21 protein-coding genes and 1 tRNA gene are annotated in these 17,005 nt (G+C 70.6%); 18 read left to right on the top strand and 4 right to left on the bottom strand.

Going from position 1 to position 17,005, the window contains the following annotated elements:
* Positions 1–91 precede the first annotated feature (91 nt).
* Positions 92–565 carry a cupin domain-containing protein gene (locus ABZ396_RS28750; protein ID WP_358917446.1) on the bottom strand — a complete coding sequence of 158 codons (474 nt, stop codon included), beginning with the start codon at positions 563–565 and terminating at the stop codon, positions 92–94.
* 177 nt (positions 566–742) lie between these two features.
* Here ABZ396_RS28750 and ABZ396_RS28745 point away from each other — a divergent pair, with 177 nt between their 5' ends.
* From ABZ396_RS28745 to ABZ396_RS28730, 4 genes are all read left to right on the top strand, one after another.
* Complete coding sequence (locus tag ABZ396_RS28745) at positions 743–1,369, top strand: HhH-GPD-type base excision DNA repair protein (RefSeq protein WP_358917329.1); 627 nt, start codon at positions 743–745, stop codon at positions 1,367–1,369.
* 61 nt (positions 1,370–1,430) lie between these two features.
* Positions 1,431–2,081 (top strand): HdeD family acid-resistance protein, encoded by a 651-nt coding sequence (locus ABZ396_RS28740; protein WP_358917331.1) that lies wholly within the window; start codon positions 1,431–1,433, stop codon positions 2,079–2,081.
* A gap of 94 nt (positions 2,082–2,175) precedes the next feature.
* The gene (locus tag ABZ396_RS28735; protein WP_358917333.1) at positions 2,176–2,517 is read left to right on the top strand and encodes a hypothetical protein; all 342 of its coding nucleotides are present in this window, start codon (positions 2,176–2,178) and stop codon (positions 2,515–2,517) included.
* Positions 2,518–2,575: 58 nt separating this feature from the next.
* Positions 2,576–2,704, top strand: a complete 129-nt coding sequence (locus ABZ396_RS28730; protein ID WP_358917334.1) for a hypothetical protein — start codon at positions 2,576–2,578, stop codon at positions 2,702–2,704.
* A gap of 36 nt (positions 2,705–2,740) precedes the next feature.
* On the opposite strand, the gene ABZ396_RS28725 is transcribed toward ABZ396_RS28730, so the two are convergent.
* The gene (locus ABZ396_RS28725; RefSeq protein ID WP_358917336.1) at positions 2,741–4,300 is read right to left on the bottom strand and encodes a helicase HerA-like domain-containing protein; all 1,560 of its coding nucleotides are present in this window, start codon (positions 4,298–4,300) and stop codon (positions 2,741–2,743) included.
* Positions 4,301–4,415: 115 nt separating this feature from the next.
* Between ABZ396_RS28725 and ABZ396_RS28720 the strand changes: the two genes are divergently transcribed.
* Positions 4,416–4,712 carry a type II toxin-antitoxin system VapB family antitoxin gene (locus ABZ396_RS28720; RefSeq protein ID WP_003955420.1) on the top strand — a complete coding sequence of 99 codons (297 nt, stop codon included), beginning with the start codon at positions 4,416–4,418 and terminating at the stop codon, positions 4,710–4,712.
* 111 nt (positions 4,713–4,823) lie between these two features.
* On the top strand, positions 4,824–5,477 hold the full coding sequence (locus ABZ396_RS28715; RefSeq protein ID WP_358917338.1) for a LytR C-terminal domain-containing protein: 654 nt from the start codon (positions 4,824–4,826) through the stop codon (positions 5,475–5,477).
* Positions 5,478–5,670: 193 nt separating this feature from the next.
* On the opposite strand, the gene upp is transcribed toward ABZ396_RS28715, so the two are convergent.
* A complete protein-coding gene (gene upp, locus ABZ396_RS28710) occupies positions 5,671–6,306 on the bottom strand; it encodes a uracil phosphoribosyltransferase (RefSeq protein WP_358917340.1) in 636 nt (211 codons plus the stop codon).
* A 126-nt stretch (positions 6,307–6,432) separates the two neighbouring features.
* Between upp and ABZ396_RS28705 the strand changes: the two genes are divergently transcribed.
* The 9 genes from ABZ396_RS28705 to ABZ396_RS28665 all read left to right on the top strand — a co-directional run bounded on the left by ABZ396_RS28705 (position 6,433) and on the right by ABZ396_RS28665 (position 12,316).
* Positions 6,433–6,630 carry a hypothetical protein gene (locus ABZ396_RS28705; protein WP_358917448.1) on the top strand — a complete coding sequence of 66 codons (198 nt, stop codon included), beginning with the start codon at positions 6,433–6,435 and terminating at the stop codon, positions 6,628–6,630.
* Between the two features lie 361 nt (positions 6,631–6,991).
* Positions 6,992–7,525, top strand: coding sequence for a hypothetical protein (locus ABZ396_RS28700; protein ID WP_358917342.1), 534 nt, complete (start codon positions 6,992–6,994; stop codon positions 7,523–7,525).
* 56 nt (positions 7,526–7,581) lie between these two features.
* Positions 7,582–8,109, top strand: coding sequence for a nucleoside deaminase (locus ABZ396_RS28695; protein WP_358917344.1), 528 nt, complete (start codon positions 7,582–7,584; stop codon positions 8,107–8,109).
* A gap of 64 nt (positions 8,110–8,173) precedes the next feature.
* Positions 8,174–8,258: transfer RNA gene (locus ABZ396_RS28690), tRNA-Ser, on the top strand.
* Between the two features lie 307 nt (positions 8,259–8,565).
* On the top strand, positions 8,566–8,742 hold the full coding sequence (locus ABZ396_RS28685; protein WP_358917345.1) for a hypothetical protein: 177 nt from the start codon (positions 8,566–8,568) through the stop codon (positions 8,740–8,742).
* A 21-nt stretch (positions 8,743–8,763) separates the two neighbouring features.
* Positions 8,764–9,057 (top strand): Dabb family protein, encoded by a 294-nt coding sequence (locus tag ABZ396_RS28680; RefSeq protein WP_358917347.1) that lies wholly within the window; start codon positions 8,764–8,766, stop codon positions 9,055–9,057.
* A gap of 211 nt (positions 9,058–9,268) precedes the next feature.
* Complete coding sequence (locus ABZ396_RS28675; RefSeq protein WP_358917349.1) at positions 9,269–10,171, top strand: RNA polymerase sigma factor SigF; 903 nt, start codon at positions 9,269–9,271, stop codon at positions 10,169–10,171.
* A 437-nt stretch (positions 10,172–10,608) separates the two neighbouring features.
* Positions 10,609–11,523, top strand: coding sequence for an RNA polymerase sigma factor SigF (locus tag ABZ396_RS28670; RefSeq protein ID WP_358917351.1), 915 nt, complete (start codon positions 10,609–10,611; stop codon positions 11,521–11,523).
* A 550-nt stretch (positions 11,524–12,073) separates the two neighbouring features.
* Positions 12,074–12,316: a hypothetical protein gene (locus tag ABZ396_RS28665; protein WP_358917352.1), complete on the top strand. Its 243-nt coding sequence runs from the start codon at positions 12,074–12,076 to the stop codon at positions 12,314–12,316.
* Positions 12,317–12,504: 188 nt separating this feature from the next.
* Here ABZ396_RS28665 and ABZ396_RS28660 read toward each other — a convergent pair whose 3' ends face one another.
* On the bottom strand, positions 12,505–12,708 hold the full coding sequence (locus ABZ396_RS28660) for a hypothetical protein (protein ID WP_358917354.1): 204 nt from the start codon (positions 12,706–12,708) through the stop codon (positions 12,505–12,507).
* Positions 12,709–12,903: 195 nt separating this feature from the next.
* Here ABZ396_RS28660 and ABZ396_RS28655 point away from each other — a divergent pair, with 195 nt between their 5' ends.
* The 3 genes from ABZ396_RS28655 (at position 12,904) to ABZ396_RS28645 (ending at position 16,967) form a co-directional block, all read left to right on the top strand.
* Positions 12,904–13,476 (top strand): MarR family transcriptional regulator, encoded by a 573-nt coding sequence (locus tag ABZ396_RS28655; RefSeq protein WP_358917356.1) that lies wholly within the window; start codon positions 12,904–12,906, stop codon positions 13,474–13,476.
* A 19-nt stretch (positions 13,477–13,495) separates the two neighbouring features.
* The gene (locus tag ABZ396_RS28650) at positions 13,496–16,033 is read left to right on the top strand and encodes an MFS transporter (RefSeq protein WP_358917357.1); all 2,538 of its coding nucleotides are present in this window, start codon (positions 13,496–13,498) and stop codon (positions 16,031–16,033) included.
* 112 nt (positions 16,034–16,145) lie between these two features.
* Positions 16,146–16,967 (top strand): YceI family protein, encoded by an 822-nt coding sequence (locus tag ABZ396_RS28645; RefSeq protein WP_358917359.1) that lies wholly within the window; start codon positions 16,146–16,148, stop codon positions 16,965–16,967.
* The last annotated feature ends 38 nt before the right edge of the window (positions 16,968–17,005 follow it).

The following is a 17,005-nucleotide window of genomic DNA, read 5'->3' as shown; positions in this document are numbered from 1 at the left end:
GCACGTCGGCCGGGCCGATGTACCGCCGTCCACAGACCAAGTCGTGGCCGGTGATCCAAGACCAGGGCGACCTGTCCGTCCAGCAGGAGGGTCATGGGCGGCAGAGCTCCGTGATGCGGGCGGCTTCGGACGGGTAGCGCGCCGTGAGGTGGGCCGCGTTCCCGTGTTCGTACCCCTCGAAGGTGAATCCGGGGGCCATGGTGCAGCCGAAGAGGGTCCAGGCGCCGGGAGGTGCCACACGGGCGCCCATCCAGGTACCGGCCGGGACGGTGAGCTGGATCCGCTGGCCGTCGCGGATGTCCGGGCCGAGGACGGGGGTGCGGGTGGTGCCGTCGGGGGCGAGGAGCAGGAGGTCCAGGGGGTCGCCCAGGTAGAAGTGCCAGATCTCGTCGGAGGGGAGGCGGTGCAGGGCCGAGTAGTCCTCCGCGGTGAGGAGGGCGACGATCGCGGTGCCCTCGGGACGGCCGTCGGCGCGTGCGGGACCGGACCAGGTCTGCCGGAACAGCCCGCCCTCGCGGGGGATCGGCTCCAGTCCGTAGTGGGCGATCAGGTCATCGGGCGTCAGCATCCGGGAAGGCTACCGTCCGGGTGGGAAATGCCAGTTGAGCGCGCTTTTCGGGCAGGTGGGCGTCCGGGAGGTCGATGTCGGGGAGTACGGGGGAGACGACGGCCGGGCCGGGTGCGAAGGGCCGGCGGGTGAAGCGGGCGCGCGGGGCGGGTGGGGTCGCGGGATCATCGAGCCATGGACGCCAAGACCGAAGCCAACACCAACACCAACACCACGACTCTGCACCTCGCCCAGGATCCCGAGGCCGACGAACTCCTCAGCCGCAGCAAGCTCGCCGTGCTCATCGGCATGCTGCTCGACCAGCAGGTCCCGATGGAGTGGGCGTTCAAGGGGCCGGCGACCATCGCGAAGCGCATGGGCACGGACGACCTGGACGCCCACGAGATCGCCGCCCAGGATCCGGAGGCGTTCGCCGCGCTGCTCTCCGAGAAGCCCGCGGTGCACCGCTACCCCGGCGCCATGGCCAAGCGGATCCAGCAGCTGTGCCAGTACCTCGTCGAGCACTACGACGGTGACGTCGAGGCCATCTGGCGCGACGTCGACAGCGGGGCGGAACTGCTGAAGCGGCTCGAGGAGCTGCCCGGGTTCGGCAAGCAGAAGGCGCAGATCTTTCTGGCGCTGCTGGGCAAGCAGCTGGGGGTACGGCCGAAGGGATGGCGGGAGGCGGCGGGGCCGTACGGGGAGGAGGAGTCGTTCCGGTCCGTGGCAGACATCACGGGACCCGAGTCACTGGCGAAGGTGCGGGCCCACAAGCAGGAGATGAAGGCGGCGGCGAAGGCGGCGAAGGCCGCAGGGAAGTAGCCCTCACCCGGTCAGCCCCTCCCTGCTGGCAAGGGCGCCCCCACCGGTTTCAGCTGTACCCATGACCGAGCCCCCCAGCACCGGCCCCGCCGACGACGACCGCAAGGCTCACTCCGCCTCCACCTTCCGGCATGAGCCCGAACCGCCGTTCGAGGGGCCCTTGCACGCCCTCTCGAAAGCCGCCTGGCAGACCGTACTGCTCACCGGGATCGCCTCCCTGATCCTCGGCATCCTGGTCCTCGTCTGGCCGGGCGCCTCGCTGCTCGCAGCAGGTGTGCTCTTCGGCATCTACCTGCTGATCAGCGGCGTTTTCCAACTGGTCGCCGCGTTCGGCACACACAAGACGACCTCGCTGCGCGTGCTGGCCTTCATCAGCGGCGCGCTGTCGATCTTGCTGGGCCTGTTCTGCTTCCGCGGCCCGCTGGAGTCGATCCTGCTGCTCGCGCTGTGGATCGGGATCGGCTGGCTGATCCGCGGGATCACCCAGACGATCGCCGCCGTGCACGACCCCGGGACGCCTGCCCGCGGCTGGATGATCTTCCTCGGGATCGTCACCTTCATCGCCGGCATCGTGCTGATCGTCTCGCCGTTCCAGTCGGTCGCCGTACTGACCCTGGTCGCCGGTTTCTGGCTGGTCGTCGTCGGCATCGTCGAGATCGTCTCCGCGTTCGGCATCCACAGCCGGGCCAAGCACATCCCCCTGGCCCTGTGAGCAGCGTCAACCCCGCGCCTCACCGGTACGCCGAGCGAGCGGATCTCGCGCCCGGCGCGATGAACACCATCCACCGCGCGGGGAGATGACCGCCATGAGCAGCGGTTCCCCCTCCGGTCGCCCGCAGCCAGGACACGCCTGGCCGCGGGCGCTCGTACTGCTGCTCGTCCTGCTGCTGGCCGGCGCCCCGACGGCGGCCGAGGCCCGCACGGCGACCGCTCCGGCCGTCTCCGCCGAGACGGCCGAACACGACGTCCTCGACACTCCGCTCCGGCTCCCCGCCCGAGCCGTCCCCCGCGCCGACGTACCCCAGCGCCCCGCGCCGCTCCCCGACGCGGCGCCCGCCGACCCGGCGGACCAGCACCGCCCGTGCCCGACGGCACCGTGTCCGACGTACGCCACGCCTCTTCTGCGCACCGTGGTCCTGCGCTGCTGACCGACCGACCGGTCCCGCACTCCCCCAGGTCAGTCAGCTCTACGCAAGGAACACAGCCATGTCCACAGACCCGTACGCGGTCCTGCGCGCCCTGCTGCGCGCGGAGGCCGTTCGCAGCGCGCCGAAGCCGGAGGCGAAGGTGGCGGAGCCGCCGAGGCCGCGGCCTCAGGAGCAGAAACGCGGTTGACGTCGTGAGCCGGGCGGTCCCTGCGGGGCGCCCGGCTCACCTGCGCCTGCGCGCCGTACCGAACAGCGACCGGGTGATCTCCCGGCCGAGCTGTGTGCCCACCGAACGGGCGAGGGACCTGAACATCCCGCTGCCGACCACCTGTTCGACGAGAGAGGGTTCCTCTCTCCGGGCCGCGGGCTTCGGCCGGCCTTCGGCCTTCGGCTCGGCGGCCGGGGCCTGCCGCAGCTTCTCGTACGCCGACTCCCGGTCCACAGCCTGTGCATAACGTCCATAGAGAGCGGACCCCCGCACCGCCGCGTCCAGTTCCGCCGCGTCGACGGGCCCCATCAGGGACTCGGGGGCCCGCAGCCGTGTCGCCGCGACCGGGGTCGGGGCGCCCTTCTCGCTGAGGACGGTGACCACGGCCTCTCCGGTGCCGAGCCCGGTGAGAAGCTCTTCGAGGTCGTACGACGACTTCGGGAAGGTCTGCACGGTCGCCCGCAGCGCCTTCTGGTCCTCGGGGGTGAAGGCCCTGAGCGCGTGCTGGACGCGGTTGCCGAGCTGGGCCAGGACGTCGGAGGGTACGTCCTTGGGGGTCTGCGTGACGAAGAAGACGCCGACCCCTTTCGAGCGAATGAGGCGCACGGTCTGGGTGATCGAGTCCAGGAACGCCTTGGAGGCGTCGTTGAACAGCAGGTGCGCCTCGTCGAAGAAGAAGACCAGCTTCGGCTTGTCGGCGTCGCCGATCTCGGGGAGGTCGTGGAAGAGGTCGGCCAGCAGCCACATCAGGAACGTGGAGAAGAGGAGCGGCTTCTCCTGCACGGCGGGGAGTTCCAGGACCGAGACGATGCCCCGGCCCTCCGGTGCCGTACGGAGGAAGTCGGCCGTGTCGAACTCCGGCTCGCCGAAGAAGTCCGCCATGCCCTGCGCCTCGAAGGCGGTCAGCGAGCGCAGGATCACCCCGGCCGTGGCCGTCGACAGCCCTCCGATGTTCTTCAGTTCGGCCTTGCCCTCGTCGGAGGTGAGGAAGGCGACCACCGCGCGCAGGTCCTTGAGGTCGGTCAGCTCCAGGCCCTTGGTGTCCGCGTAGTGGAAGATCAGGCCGAGGGACTGTTCCTGGGTCTGGTTGAGCTGGAGCACCTTGGAGAGCAGCACCGGGCCGAAGCTGGTGACGGTGGCGCGGACCGGGATGCCGTGGCCGAGGCCGCCGAGCGCGAAGAACTCGGCGGGGAAGCCGGCCGCCGTCCACTCCTGCCCCACCTCCTCCGCCCGGCCTCGGACCCTCTCGTTCGTCTGCCCGGGGCGGGCGATGCCCGACAGGTCGCCCTTGACGTCCGCCAGGAACACCGGGACACCCTGCGCCGAGAGCTGTTCGGCGATCAGCTGGAGGGTCTTGGTCTTGCCGGTGCCGGTGGCGCCGGCGACCAGGCCGTGCCGGTTGAGCATGGGGAGCGGGATACGGATCGGGGCGTCGGGACGGCACCGGCCCTCCCAGAGGAGGGCGCCGAGGTCCAGCGCCTGACCGGTGAAGGCGTACCCGGAGGCGATCTCGGCGATCTTGGCGAGCTCGGCCAGGGGCGTTTCACCGGTTTCCTCGGCTTCACCGGCGCTCATCATCGGACCCCCTGTTCCCGTTTTGCCTTTTTGATGACCTTTACGGCGTCTTTTCCAGCGTCGCACTCGGTCGCCATGGCTGCGCCCGGAACGTCTGGACCGGTAGGCTTTCCGTGTGATCTTCAAGCGCATCGGAAACGGCCGGCCGTACCCCGACCACGGCCGGGAGAGCACCCGGCAGTGGGCGGACGTCGCACCGCGCCCGGTCCGCCTCGATCAGCTCGTGACGACCAAGGGGCAGCTCGACCTGGAGACCCTCCTCGCCGAGGACTCGACGTTCTACGGCGACCTCTTCGCGCACGTCGTGAAGTGGCAGGGCGACCTGTATCTGGAGGACGGGCTGCACCGCGCGGTCCGCGCCGCCCTCCAGCAGCGTCAGGTGCTGCACGCACGCGTGCTCGAACTCGGCTGACGCCCGCTCACCACCCGTCGTTACGCGCCGGTTGCCCCTTTCGGGTTGGACCGTGCGACGTCGGATGATCATTTATTAGTCAACGCACCCGTGGCGCACTACGCTGCGCTCATGAGCATGCTGACTCCCCCCGGCATGGGCGGCCAGTACCGGATCACAGGGGACAAATACCCTCGCATGCGCCCGCGCCGGCGGCGTGCCCGGCTCGCCCTGTCCATGGTCGCCTCCGTCACCGCGCTAGGCCTGGTCGGCTGGGGCACCCTGCAGCTCATCGACGTCTTCACGGGCGGTGACAAGAAGGCGTCGGCGGCAGGTGTCACGGCGTGCGTCAAGCAGGCCGCAGCGAGCGCGAGCCCGGCGGCCGGCGCGTCGTCGGCGGCGCTGCCGAAACCGGCCCAGATCACGGTCAACGTCTACAACGCCACGACCCGCACGGGCCTGGCCAAGGACACCGCGGACGAACTGAAGAAGCGCGGCTTCAAGATCGGCGCCGTCGGCAACGCGCCGACGAAGTTCGACGCGAAGGTCAAGGGCGCGGCGATACTGCTCGGACCGGCCTCTGCCCTGCACACGTCCCTGGCGGTGCTAGCCACCCAGCTGACGGCACCGGACCAGCGCACGGAGGCGGGCCGCAAGGGCGCCGACGTGGACCTGATCCTGGGCGACGCGTTCAGGACCCTGACTCCCCAGGCGACCGCCGCGAAGGCCATCGCGGCCTTGTCGAACCCCAAGCCGACGGCGTCGACTTCGAAGAAGGACTGCTGAGGGCCGGGCTCCGCCGGAACAGCGGGCACAGTCCGAACGCCGCCGAGGGCAGCCGACCTGAAGGGGCGCGGGGAACTGGGCGGGGGCACTGCGCGACCAGCCACAACGGCCCCCGCGCCCGCCACCACACCCGCACCCCTACGGCGCCAGGGCGCCCAGCCACCCACGGCCATTCACCCGCCCGGCGCAGCTGTTACTCGGCCGCCCCGTAGAGGCGGTCCCCCGCGTCCCCGAGCCCCGGCACGATGTACCCGTGCTCGTTGAGGTGGTCGTCGATCGCCGCCGTCACGACGGTGACCGGCGTCCCCGCCAGCTCCCGTTCCATGAGCTCGACACCCTCCGGCGCGGCCAGCAGGACCACCGCCGTCACATCGTCCGCGCCCCTCTTGATGAGCTCACGGATCGCCGCGACCAGCGTGCCGCCCGTGGCCAGCATCGGATCCAGGACGTACACCTGGCGCCCGGAGAGGTCCTCCGGCATCCGCGAGGCGTACGTGGACGCCTGGAGCGTCTCCTCGTTGCGGATCATGCCCAGGAAGCCCACCTCGGCGGTCGGCAGCAGCCGGACCATGCCGTCCAGCATGCCGAGCCCGGCCCGCAGGATCGGCACGACCAGCGGGCGGGGACGGGCGAGCTTGACGCCGGTGGTGGACGAGACCGGGGTCTGGACATCGACGGCCTCGGTCCGCACGTCCCGCGTCGCCTCGTAGGCGAGCAGAGTGACCAGTTCGTCGGCGAGCCGACGAAACGTCGCGGAGTCGGTGCGCCGGTCGCGCAGGGTGGTGAGCTTGTGGGCGACCAGGGGGTGGTCGACGACGTGGAGACGCATGCCCATAACAGTAACCGCGTCCCCGTACACCTCGCGCTGGCCCTGCGCCGGCCCCGCGCCGGCATCAAACCCCCCGTCCGGGGGAACGTGGGAGTGACGGAGTGGGGTGGTGTGACCGTGCCTGATCTGCCTGAGCTGCCTGAGCTGTCCGACCGCGCATACGGCGCGCCCGAGGGTGAGACGGAGGCCGAGCGGCGCCGTCGCCGGGCCTGGTTCCTGCGCGAACTCGCCGAGGCCAAGGCGCTGCGCGACCGCGTCCAGCCCCGCCGCGCCAAGACGGCCCGGCTGCGACACGCCATGCGTATGCGCACGTTCCGCTGGTAGCCGTCGGCAGGACGGCAAGAACGTTGAAAGTCGTAAAGCCGATCGTTCGGCAAAGATCCACTGCTTGTGGCGCGTTGCGGTCCGTCATGGGGAAGGCCGTGCGTGGACCGCGAGGAAACCCGCGTACGATCCGCAGGTGGCGGCAACGAGTGCGCTGGTGACCCCGTACACGGGCACATGGACGCCTCTTTGCATACGTGCGATCAAAACTGCCAGACACAGGGAGCCGAAGACGTCCCCTGAACGCCTTGTTTCTGCCACGATTCCGAGTGGGTGGGGCTCGGAGCACAGCTCTCCCCGCCCAGAACCTCCGCCGGGGGGACCCCCAACCGGCACGCCTAAGACCAGTGGGAGAGTCACGGTGTACTTCGCCGCACTGCTCGCGCGCACCGAAGACGGGTGGGAAGCGAGCGACACAGAGCTCGACGATGTGGAGACCCTGTCGGACCTGGCCGACCTGGCCCGGGAATCGGCGTCGGACGCCGACGACACGGTGCTCGTCTTCATCGAGCAGGAAAACGCGTGGTTCGGCGTCGTGCGCGTCGACGGCGAGGAGGACCCCCGGGTCTTCGTCTCCGACGCAGCCGCCGCCGCCCGTAGCTCGTACGGCGAGCTCCTGCTCACGGACGAACTGCTCGGAAGGGAGCCCAAGGACGAAGACGACGACCTGGACGCCCTCGACCTCGACGGCACCGAGGACGGTGAGCCGGAGGCCGAGGACGACGAGGACCCGGACAGGGACATGTCCGCCATGCCGTCCGGCCCGGTCGGCGACAACGGGATCCTCGACGACCTGGGCGTGAGCGCGAAGGAGCTGCTGTCGCTCAGCGACGACGCGCTCAACGAGATCGCCGAGGCCCTGGGGGCCGCCGAGGTCCTGGAGACCGTCCGCTGACCCTCGACGAGGCATACGGGTCCCCCGACCCGGTACGCGACCGCTGGCGGGCCGCGATGCGGCTCGCCCTGGACGAGGCCGGGCAGGCCGTCCGGGGCGGGGACGTCCCCGTCGGCGCCGTCGTGCTGTCCCCGGACGGTACGACGGTCCTCGCGACCGGTCACAACGAACGCGAGGCCACCGGCGACCCCACCGCGCACGCCGAGGTCCTCGCGCTGCGCCGGGCCGCCGCGGCCCTGAGAAGTTCCGCCGCGGCCCCGGGGAATTCCACCGCCGTCCTGGGGAATTCCGCGGCGCCGAGCTCCGCCGGGGAGGGTGCCGGCGGGCGACGGGCGGGCGAGTGGCGGCTCACCGGCTGCACCCTCGTGGTCACGCTGGAGCCCTGCACCATGTGTGCCGGTGCCCTGGTCCAGTCCCGCGTGGACCGGCTCGTCTACGGCGCCCGCGACGAGAAGGCCGGCGCCGCCGGCTCGCTCTGGGACGTCGTACGCGACCGGCGCCTGAACCACCGCCCCGAAGTCGTCGAGGGCGTCCTCGCCGAGGAGTCCGCCCGGCTGCTCACGGAGTTCTTCCGCGACCGCTGAGGGCCGCCCCAGGCCCCGAATACGGATTTCAGGGCATGGCCCCCCGTGCTGTAAGGTCTCCCTCGGTAGCGTGTCCGAGCGGCCGAAGGAGCTCGCCTCGAAAGCGAGTGTGGCGCAAGTCACCGAGGGTTCAAATCCCTCCGCTACCGCTGAAGAAGGGCCCCGCCGAAAGACGGGGCCCTTTCTGCGTCCGCGGACGGGGTCATTTCCACTGTCACCGCCGGCCACGGGGAGGCGCCGACGCGCGCCCCCCGACGGGGTCTGTCCCAATTCCCGCCGGGTCCGCCCGGGCAGAGCTCCGTCCTGCGCCCCCGGCCGCGCCCCGGAACCGCCAAAGAGCCTCGACCATCGGGCCGTTGGTCGCCCCGGGGGGCGTGAAGGTTACACTCGCGCCCGGCAGCAGGGTCCACAGGCTACGCAGACACGCCGGCAGATGCAGGCACAGGGGAGGCCGCGGTGGCGGTGAATGCCAGGAAGATCGCCACGTACGTGCTCGTGGTCTTCGCGCTCTACGTGATCATCACAGACCCGGCCAAAGCGGCCGATTATGTTCAGATAGGCTTTGAGGGCATTTCGGACGCGGCCAAGGCCATCGGGTCGTTCATGACCTGGCTCGCCAACGGAGCCAAATAGCGCACCACCCCGGGAGCATCCATGATCCGCCACCTGGTCCTCTTCAAACTCAACGACGGCGTCGAGCGCGACGATCCGCGGGTCGTCGCGGGCGCCGATGCCTTCTTCGCACTCGGCGACCAGATCGAGGAGCTGCGCTTCTGGGAGTGCGGCTGGAACATCACCGAGCGCCCCATCGCCCACGACTTCGCGATCAACTCGGCCGTCGAGGACGGGGACGCGCTGAAGCGGTACGTGGAGCACCCGGCCCACCAGGCGGCCGCGGCGCAGTGGCGGGAGTTCGCCACGTGGGTGATCGCCGACTACGAGTTCTGAGCAGTACGGCACCCCCCGGAGAGCAGTACGGCGCCTACTGGAGGCGGCCCTCCGCCGGGAACGGCAGGGGGCTTTTCTGTGTCTTATGCCCCAACTTGCCGTTTTTCACTCTCAACACGACGTTATGGGGTGCTTGCGCACAGTGCACATGTGTTGTGATGCTATGACCGCTTTTGACGGATGATTGACCGATGAAGAGGTGGCGTTGACCGTGTCGGCCAGTTCTGCGCCGCCCCAGGAAGAGGCGCCCGCCCCCACTCACCCCTCCGCCCAGACCCCCACCGCCCAGACCCCCACTCACCCCACCGCCCAGGCCGCCGTCCAGGCGCCCGCCCCGACCCCGGAGAAACGACGGGGCGCCGACACCAGGGCGCTGACCCTGGTGCTCTTCGGTCAGCTCAAGGACCTCAAGCCGGGCACGCCGGAGCACACCCGGGTGCGCGCGGCGCTCATCGAGGCGAACCTCCCGCTCGTGCGCTATGCGGCCGCCCGCTTCCGCTCCCGCAACGAGCCGATGGAGGACGTCGTCCAGGTCGGCACCATCGGGCTGATCAACGCCATCGACCGCTTCGACCCGGACCGGGGCGTGCAGTTCCCGACCTTCGCGATGCCGACCGTCGTCGGCGAGATCAAGCGCTACTTCCGGGACAACGTACGCACCGTGCACGTCCCGCGCCGGCTGCACGAGCTGTGGGTCCAGGTAAACAGCGCGACCGAGGACCTGACCACCGCCTTCGGCCGCTCCCCCTCCACCGCCGAGATCGCCGAACGGCTGCGGATCAGCGAGGAGGAGGTGCTGTCCTGCATCGAGGCCGGCCGGTCGTACCACGCGACCTCGCTGGAGGCCGCCCAGGAAGGCGACGGCATGCCGGGCCTGCTGGACCGCATCGGCTACGAGGACCCGGCCCTGGACGGCGTGGAACACCGCGACCTGGTCCGCCACCTGCTGGTGCAACTCCCCGAGCGGGAGCAGCGGATCCTCCTCCTGCGCTACTACAGCAACCTCACCCAGTCGCAGATCAGCGCGGAGCTGGGCGTCTCCCAGATGCATGTCTCCCGCCTCCTGGCCCGCAGCTTCCAGCGGCTGCGCTCGGCGAACCGCATCGAGGCCTGACCCCCGTCGCAAGGTCCGGCGCAAAGCCGGGCGCAAGGCTCGGCGCAAGGCCTGCGGCGAGCGCCGTCGCACGCGCCGTGGCAAGACCCGACGCAAGCGCCGTCGCAGGGCACAGCGCAGCGCCCGTTACCGGTCCGAGACACGCTCCCGGCGACTTGGTGCGACCGTAACCGCAAGCAGGATCGAGCCATCACCGGTGCGAGCGAATCGCTCACCAGCGCACTTTCCGACGGTTGGGCGTCCAAAAAGCGTCAGACCCCCTGCATCCAGGGCGGATTCGCGTATCCCATGTCGACATGTCACTACAGCGTGTTGCCGACATGTGACATTCTGCGGGAAGCGCGTTTGCCGGGGCTCCGCCTCCGGTATTCAGGTGAAGGCGCCGTTCCCAGCATGGGAGCGCCGCTGCGACCGTCCCGCGACCCAAAGGGGGTGGCATGTCCGCAGACCAGGGCAGCTCGAAGGTGCTTACGCCCACGAAGAGCGAGGCAGCGCCCAAGGAGCTCGACGCCATCGACGTGCTCGACAGCATCGACGGCGCCCCGGCGCTGGAGACTCCTCCGACGCCCGCAGTCCCGGGCACCTCGGAGGGCCTCGACACCCGCACCCTGTCCCGCTCCCTGTTCCTGCGCCTTGCCGCACTCGATGAGGACAGCCCCGAGCGTGCCTACGTCCGGGACACCCTGATCGAACTCAACCTCCCCCTCGTGCGCTACGCGGCGGCCCGCTTCCGCAGCCGCAACGAGCCGATGGAGGACATCGTCCAGGTCGGCACCATCGGCCTGATCAAGGCGATCGACCGCTTCGACTGCGAACGGGGCGTGGAGTTCCCGACGTTCGCGATGCCGACGGTCGTCGGCGAGATCAAGCGGTTCTTCCGCGACACGTCCTGGTCGGTCCGCGTACCGCGCCGCCTCCAGGAGCTGCGCCTGGCCCTCACCAAGGCCAGCGACGAGCTCTCCCAGAAGCTGGATCGCTCCCCGACGGTCCCCGAACTGGCCGCGGTCCTGGGCGTGTCCGAGGAGGACGTGGTCGACGGTCTCGCCGTCGGCAACGCCTACACCGCCTCCTCCCTCGACTCCCCGGCCCCCGAGGACGACGGCGGCGAGGGCTCCCTGGCCGACCGCCTCGGCTACGAGGACACGGCCCTGGAGGGCGTCGAGTACCGCGAGTCGCTGAAGCCGCTGCTGGCCAAGCTCCCGCCCCGCGAGCGCCGGATCATCATGCTCCGCTTCTTCGCGAACATGACCCAGTCTCAGATCGGCGACGAGGTCGGCATCTCCCAGATGCATGTCTCCCGCCTGCTGACCCGCACCCTGGCCCAGCTCCGCGAGGGCCTGGTCTCGGACTGAACCCGCTCCGACCGCTTCGTTAGTGACGGGGCGTCAGCCACACTGGCGCGATGCTTCTCCGTAGGACACCGAGTGGCCGCCGAGGCGCCTTCACGGCAGCGTCGGCGGCCGCCGTCTGCCTGGCCTCCGCACTCACGGCGTGCGCAGGGGGTGGCAGCGGCGGCTATACGGCGGTGGGGGCGGCCGGCCCCCGTCCGGGGGCCGGGGACGTCGTCGAGACCGACGGGATCGGTGACGCTGGTCCCGCTGGACGGCTCGGCGGGGACGGCGAACGGGTCACCCTCGGCCGAAGGCGGTCACCCTCGGCGGAAGACCGCCCGGCCACCACGGAAGACGGCTCGGCCGCCGGGCGGCCGGTCCCCCTTCCGGCCCCGAGGCAACAGCCCTGCCGCCCTCACCCTCGCCCTCTTCCTCCCGCCGGGACGGCACCCAGCCCCAGCGATCCGATCCGCCGACGCCGAACTCACCGCACCCCACGGCCTCTTCACCCGCCTCCCTCATCTGGAGCGCCCCCACGCTCGAGCCCACGGACAAGCGGTGGTGCGAGAAGGTGACGGTCGAGTTCCGCAACTCGGGCGGTACGGCGGTCCGTTCCGACACGATCACCCTCGGCGCGCACATCATCGACCTGCTGGGCATCGACTGGGCGACGATCAACTCGACGCAGTCCCTGCCGGCCCCGAGCGCGCCCAACTCCCGTACGAGCGGGACCTGGACAGTCTGCGTGGACGACTGGCGCGCACCCCTGGGCATGCATATCGAGACCCGGGTCGTGGCGGCCGACTGGAGCTGAGTGGAGCTGAGTCGGTGCGCCCCGGGCGACTTTGGGGGCGCGAGGGCGGCCGGGGTCGTACGGGCACGACGAAAGCCCGGGGCGGGAGACCCCGGGTTCTTCGTCGCGCCGCCGCCCTGGCCGTCGTATCGCCCGAGGTGCTGACCGAGCGACCAGCGACCGTCGGACGACTTGTGACCGTCGGGTGACTACTTGAGCGCGAGCCAGGCCACCGCCGCCACCACGACCACTACGGCGACAATGCCGAGGATCAGGCCGATGCGGGGGCCGCCGGAGGAGGAGGTGGACGCCGTCTGCTGGGAGGTCTGCGGGGCCTCGTCGACGAACGCGCGGAACATCTGGGTGCTGCCGGCGGGGTCGTAGTTGCCCTGGGGGCCCTGGGTGTTAGCCATGCCCCGAGACACTAGCGAATCCCGGGGTGTGGCCCAAGTGGGGGGCCACCCGGGGGCACAGCCCACCTCACCTGGATGTTTACGTTCGCAATACTTGCCTTTGCCAAGCTTTTATATCCATATCCCGCTCTTTTATTTGCCTGTGGCAACCAAGCAGTTCTATGGTTGCCCCAAGCAACGAATAGGGGAGGTGTGATGGCGGAGCAGGCGCAGTTCGAGGAGCTAGCGCGTCAGCTCAGCGCCGTCGGAGCCGTGAAGCGGGACCTCGCGCGGATCCTGCCGCACGAATGCCCGGCCGGTTCCGCGGCCGTGCTGACGCTGCTCGGCCGCTACGGATCCATGCGCATGAGCAAGCTCGCCGAGCTGCTCGCCGTGGACATGTCCGTGACCAGCCGGCACGTGGCGCACGTCGCCGAGCGCGGCTGGATCGAGCGGTCCCCCGACCCGGCGGACAAGCGTTCCCGGATCGTGCACCTCACCCCCGCGGGCGAGGCCACCCTCCGGGACCTGTCCCGGCGCAGCACCGAGCTGCTCACCGAGCGGCTGGGCGACTGGAGCGACGAGGAGGTCGACCAGCTGATCCGGCTGATGACCCGGCTCCGGGACAGCTTCGGCGAGTGCCGGGCCGCCCAACCGCGTCTGACCGCGACGGCCCCGGCCACGCCCGACCCGGCGGCCTCGAAGGCCGCCGCGACGGCCAGGGTCACCTCCGCCGCCCGCGCCCCCACCACCCCCGCATTCGAACCGACCACCCGTACACCCGCGTAAGACGTAGAAAAGGAAGCCCATGGCAACGACCACACCAGCCGGTGTGCGGGCCCATGCCAAGCACGGGGGAGGCTCCGTCGAGCAGGCCCCGATGACGCACCGGCAGATCATGGAAGCGCTGTCCGGGCTGCTGCTCGGAATGTTCGTGGCGATCCTGTCGTCCACGATCGTCACCAACGCCCTGCCGCACATCATCACCGACCTGGGCGGCGGCCAGTCCGCCTACACCTGGGTCGTCACCGCCGCCCTGCTGTCGATGACCGCGGCCACCCCCCTGTGGGGCAAGCTCGCGGACCTGTACAACAAGAAGGCGCTCGTCCAGATAGCCCTGATCATCTACGTCCTGGGATCCGCGGCCGCCGGTCTGTCGCAGAACGCCGCCATGCTGATCGCCTGCCGTGTCGTCCAGGGCATCGGTGTCGGGGGTCTGTCGGCCCTCGCCCAGATCGTCATGGCCGCGATGATCTCCCCGCGCGAGCGCGGCCGCTACTCCGGCTACCTCGGCGCGACCTTCGCCGTCGCCACCGTCGGCGGCCCGCTGCTCGGCGGTGTCATCACCGACACCTCGTGGCTGGGCTGGCGCTGGTGCTTCTACGTCGGCGTCCCCTTCGCCGTCATCGCGCTGATCGTGCTGCAGAAGACCCTGCACCTGCCCGTGCTGAAGCGCGAGGTCAAGGTCGACTGGGCCGGCGCGTTCTTCGTCGCCGCCGCCGTCTCGCTGCTGCTGCTCTGGGTCACCTTCGCCGGTGACAAGTACGACTGGATCTCCTGGCAGTCGTACGCGATGGTCGGTGGTTCGATCGTCCTCGGTCTGATCTTCGTGCTCGTCGAGTCGAAGGCCAAGGAGCCGATCATCCCGCTGCGGCTGTTCCGCAACCGCACCATCACCCTGGCGTCGCTGGCCTCACTGTTCGTCGGTGTCGCGATGTTCACCGGCACGGTCTTCTTCAGCCAGTACTTCCAGCTGGCCCGCGACAAGTCCCCGACGATGTCGGGTGTGATGACGATCCCGATGATCGGTGGACTGTTCGTCTCCTCCACCGTTTCCGGGCAGTTCATCACCCGCACCGGCCGCTGGAAGGCATGGCTGGTCAGCGGTGGCGTGCTCGTGACGGCCGGCCTGGGCCTGCTCGGGACCATCCGGTACGACACGGCGTACTGGAAGATGTCGATCTTCATGGCGCTGCTGGGTCTCGGCATCGGCATGATGATGCAGAACCTGGTGCTGTGCACGCAGAACCAGGTCGCCCCCTCCGACCTCGGCTCGGCCAGCTCCACGGTCACCTTCTTCCGGTCCCTCGGCGGTGCGGTCGGCGTCTCGGCGCTGGGCGCGGTGATGTCCCACCGGATCACGCACTACATATCGGAGGGCGTCTCCGCCCTCTCCCCCAAGTACCAGGCCGCCCTGGCCGGTTCCAGCTCGTCCAGCGACAGCATCCCGGACCTGAGCAAGCTGCCCGCCCCGCTGCGCACCCTCATGGAGAGCGCCTACGGCCACGGCATCGCCGACGTCTTCCTGATCGCCGGCGGCATCGCGGCCCTCGCCTTCCTGATCACCCTGTTCATCAAGGAGGTCCCGCTGAGGACCAAGGGCGGGCTCGCCCAGGCCGCCGACGGGGACAGCGCCGAGGCCGCCCCGGCCGCCGCCGCTGCCGCCTTCGAGGCTCCCGCCGGGGAGAACGTGCCCAGCTGGGCCGCCCCGGTCGTGAGCAGCACCACGGATGCCGCTCCGGAAGCCACCCGGCAGCTCGCCGCCGTGGCGACCATCGCCGCCCCCGAGCGGTCGGCGGGCTCCGGCGGCACCCCGGTGCACGGCTTCGTGCGCGGCGCCGAGAGCGCCCCGGTCGCCCAGGCCGCGGTCACCCTCATCTCGCTCTCCGGCCGCCAGCTGGGCCGCTCGGTCGCGGGCTTCGACGGCTCCTACCGCCTGGACGCCCCCGGCGCGGGTTCGTATGTGCTGATCGCCTCCGCCGACGGCCACCAGCCGCAGGCCTCCACCGTCGTGGTGGGCGAGGACCCGCTGTCGTACGACATCCTGCTCAGCGGCACCAGCGGGCTGAGCGGTGTGGTGCGGGGCGCGGGCAGCGCGCTGCCGGTCAAGGACGCGATGGTGATCGTCACCGACGTGCGCGGCGACCTGCTGGCCACCGCGGCCACCGGTGAGCAGGGCCAGTTCGTGTTCGGCGAGCTGGTGCCGGGTGTGGTGACGGTCGCGGTGAACGCGGCCGGGTACCGCCCCCGTGCCCTGCCGGTCGAGATCGGCACCACCGGGGTCACCCGGATCGAGGTCGACCTGGACGCCGGCGCCCAGCTGCAGGGTGTCGTACGGGCCCCCCACGGGCCGCTGGCCGACGCCCGCGTCACTCTCGTGGACGCGGCCGGCAACGTGGTCGGCACGGCCACCACCGGCGTCGACGGCGCGTACGCCTTCGCCGACCTGGACGGCGGTGACTACACCGTGATCGCGACGGGCTACCCGCCGGTCGCCACGGCCCTGAACGTCACCGGCACCGGTGTCGACGGCCACGACATCGAACTCTCCCACCCCGGCGAGTAGTTCACCCCGGCCCGGGGCAGCGATGGTTCATCGGCTGCCCCGGGCCGCTCGCAATCCGCGCAACTTATAAGGCTTTTCACGCCTCTAGATCGGTTTTCAGGGAGAATTCGGGATGGGACTGACCGCGAGGATCCGCACCCGGGACGGATGGGCCGTGTCGCACGCGGTCGTCACGGTGACCGACATGACCGGCACGCAGGTGCTGCGCGCCGAGGCCGACGACGAGGGCACGGTACGGGACCCGAATCCGCTCGTGCCCGGTGCGTACACCGTCATCGTCACCGCCGTGGGCTACGCGCCCGCGGCCTGCAGCGCCATCGTCACCGCCAGCGGCCGCGCCGAGGTCGGCACGGTCACGCTGGCCAGGGTGGGCGGCACCGAGCTGCCGCCGCCCGGCCCGTGGACCGCCGACCCGGTGCACTCCACGGTCGGCGCCGTCGCCCAGCACCTGGGCATCTCCAGTGTCCGCGGCCGTTTCACGGACTTCACGGCCGCCATCGAGATCGCCCCCGACGACGTCACCAAGTCCCGGGTCCAGGCCGTCATCCGGGCCGCCTCCATCGACACCGGCAACGCCATGCGCGACACACATCTGCGCTCGGCCGACTTCCTGGACGTCGACCGGTACCCCGAGCTCACGTACACCTCGACCGGGCTCACGGCGGCCGGCTCCGACCGCTGGACGGTCCACGGCGAGCTGGCCATGCGCGGTGTCGTACGCCCCGTCGACCTCGACCTCGCCTACCTCGGCACCGGCGCCGACCCCTGGGGCGGCACCCGGGCCGCGTTCCGCGCCACTACCGAGCTGCACCGCGAGGACTTCGCGATGAACTACAACCAGGTCGTCCAGGCGGGCATCGCGGCCGTCGGTACGACCCTCAAGGTGGAGCTGGAGATCCAGGCGGTGCAGGGGGAGTCACTGCCGCAGGCGTGAACGTAGGCACGGCAGGAGCAGGCTGAGCGGGCCCCGCG

The sequence above is a fragment of the Streptomyces sp. NPDC005866 genome, assembly GCF_040629895.1.
Classification (GTDB): Bacteria; Actinomycetota; Actinomycetes; order Streptomycetales; family Streptomycetaceae; genus Streptomyces.
Note: the sequence above shows the minus strand (reverse complement) of the source record. Positions and strands in the feature narration are given on the sequence as shown.

What these genes read in the sequence shown, in the direction of transcription:
- ABZ396_RS28745 (WP_358917329.1), top strand. Translation starts at nt 743, where the DNA reads ATGGACGCCAAGACCGAAGCCAACACCAACACCAACACCACGACTCTG.
- ABZ396_RS28740 (WP_358917331.1), top strand. Translation starts at nt 1,431, where the DNA reads ATGACCGAGCCCCCCAGCACCGGCCCCGCCGACGACGACCGCAAGGCT.
- ABZ396_RS28735 (WP_358917333.1), top strand. Translation starts at nt 2,176, where the DNA reads ATGAGCAGCGGTTCCCCCTCCGGTCGCCCGCAGCCAGGACACGCCTGG.
- ABZ396_RS28730 (WP_358917334.1), top strand. Translation starts at nt 2,576, where the DNA reads ATGTCCACAGACCCGTACGCGGTCCTGCGCGCCCTGCTGCGCGCGGAG.
- ABZ396_RS28725 (WP_358917336.1), bottom strand. Translation starts at nt 4,300, where the DNA reads ATGAGCGCCGGTGAAGCCGAGGAAACCGGTGAAACGCCCCTGGCCGAG.
- ABZ396_RS28715 (WP_358917338.1), top strand. Translation starts at nt 4,824, where the DNA reads ATGAGCATGCTGACTCCCCCCGGCATGGGCGGCCAGTACCGGATCACA.
- upp (WP_358917340.1), bottom strand. Translation starts at nt 6,306, where the DNA reads ATGCGTCTCCACGTCGTCGACCACCCCCTGGTCGCCCACAAGCTCACC.
- ABZ396_RS28695 (WP_358917344.1), top strand. Translation starts at nt 7,582, where the DNA reads ATGCGGCTCGCCCTGGACGAGGCCGGGCAGGCCGTCCGGGGCGGGGAC.
- ABZ396_RS28680 (WP_358917347.1), top strand. Translation starts at nt 8,764, where the DNA reads ATGATCCGCCACCTGGTCCTCTTCAAACTCAACGACGGCGTCGAGCGC.
- ABZ396_RS28670 (WP_358917351.1), top strand. Translation starts at nt 10,609, where the DNA reads ATGTCCGCAGACCAGGGCAGCTCGAAGGTGCTTACGCCCACGAAGAGC.
- ABZ396_RS28660 (WP_358917354.1), bottom strand. Translation starts at nt 12,708, where the DNA reads ATGGCTAACACCCAGGGCCCCCAGGGCAACTACGACCCCGCCGGCAGC.
- ABZ396_RS28655 (WP_358917356.1), top strand. Translation starts at nt 12,904, where the DNA reads ATGGCGGAGCAGGCGCAGTTCGAGGAGCTAGCGCGTCAGCTCAGCGCC.
- ABZ396_RS28650 (WP_358917357.1), top strand. Translation starts at nt 13,496, where the DNA reads ATGGCAACGACCACACCAGCCGGTGTGCGGGCCCATGCCAAGCACGGG.
- ABZ396_RS28645 (WP_358917359.1), top strand. Translation starts at nt 16,146, where the DNA reads ATGGGACTGACCGCGAGGATCCGCACCCGGGACGGATGGGCCGTGTCG.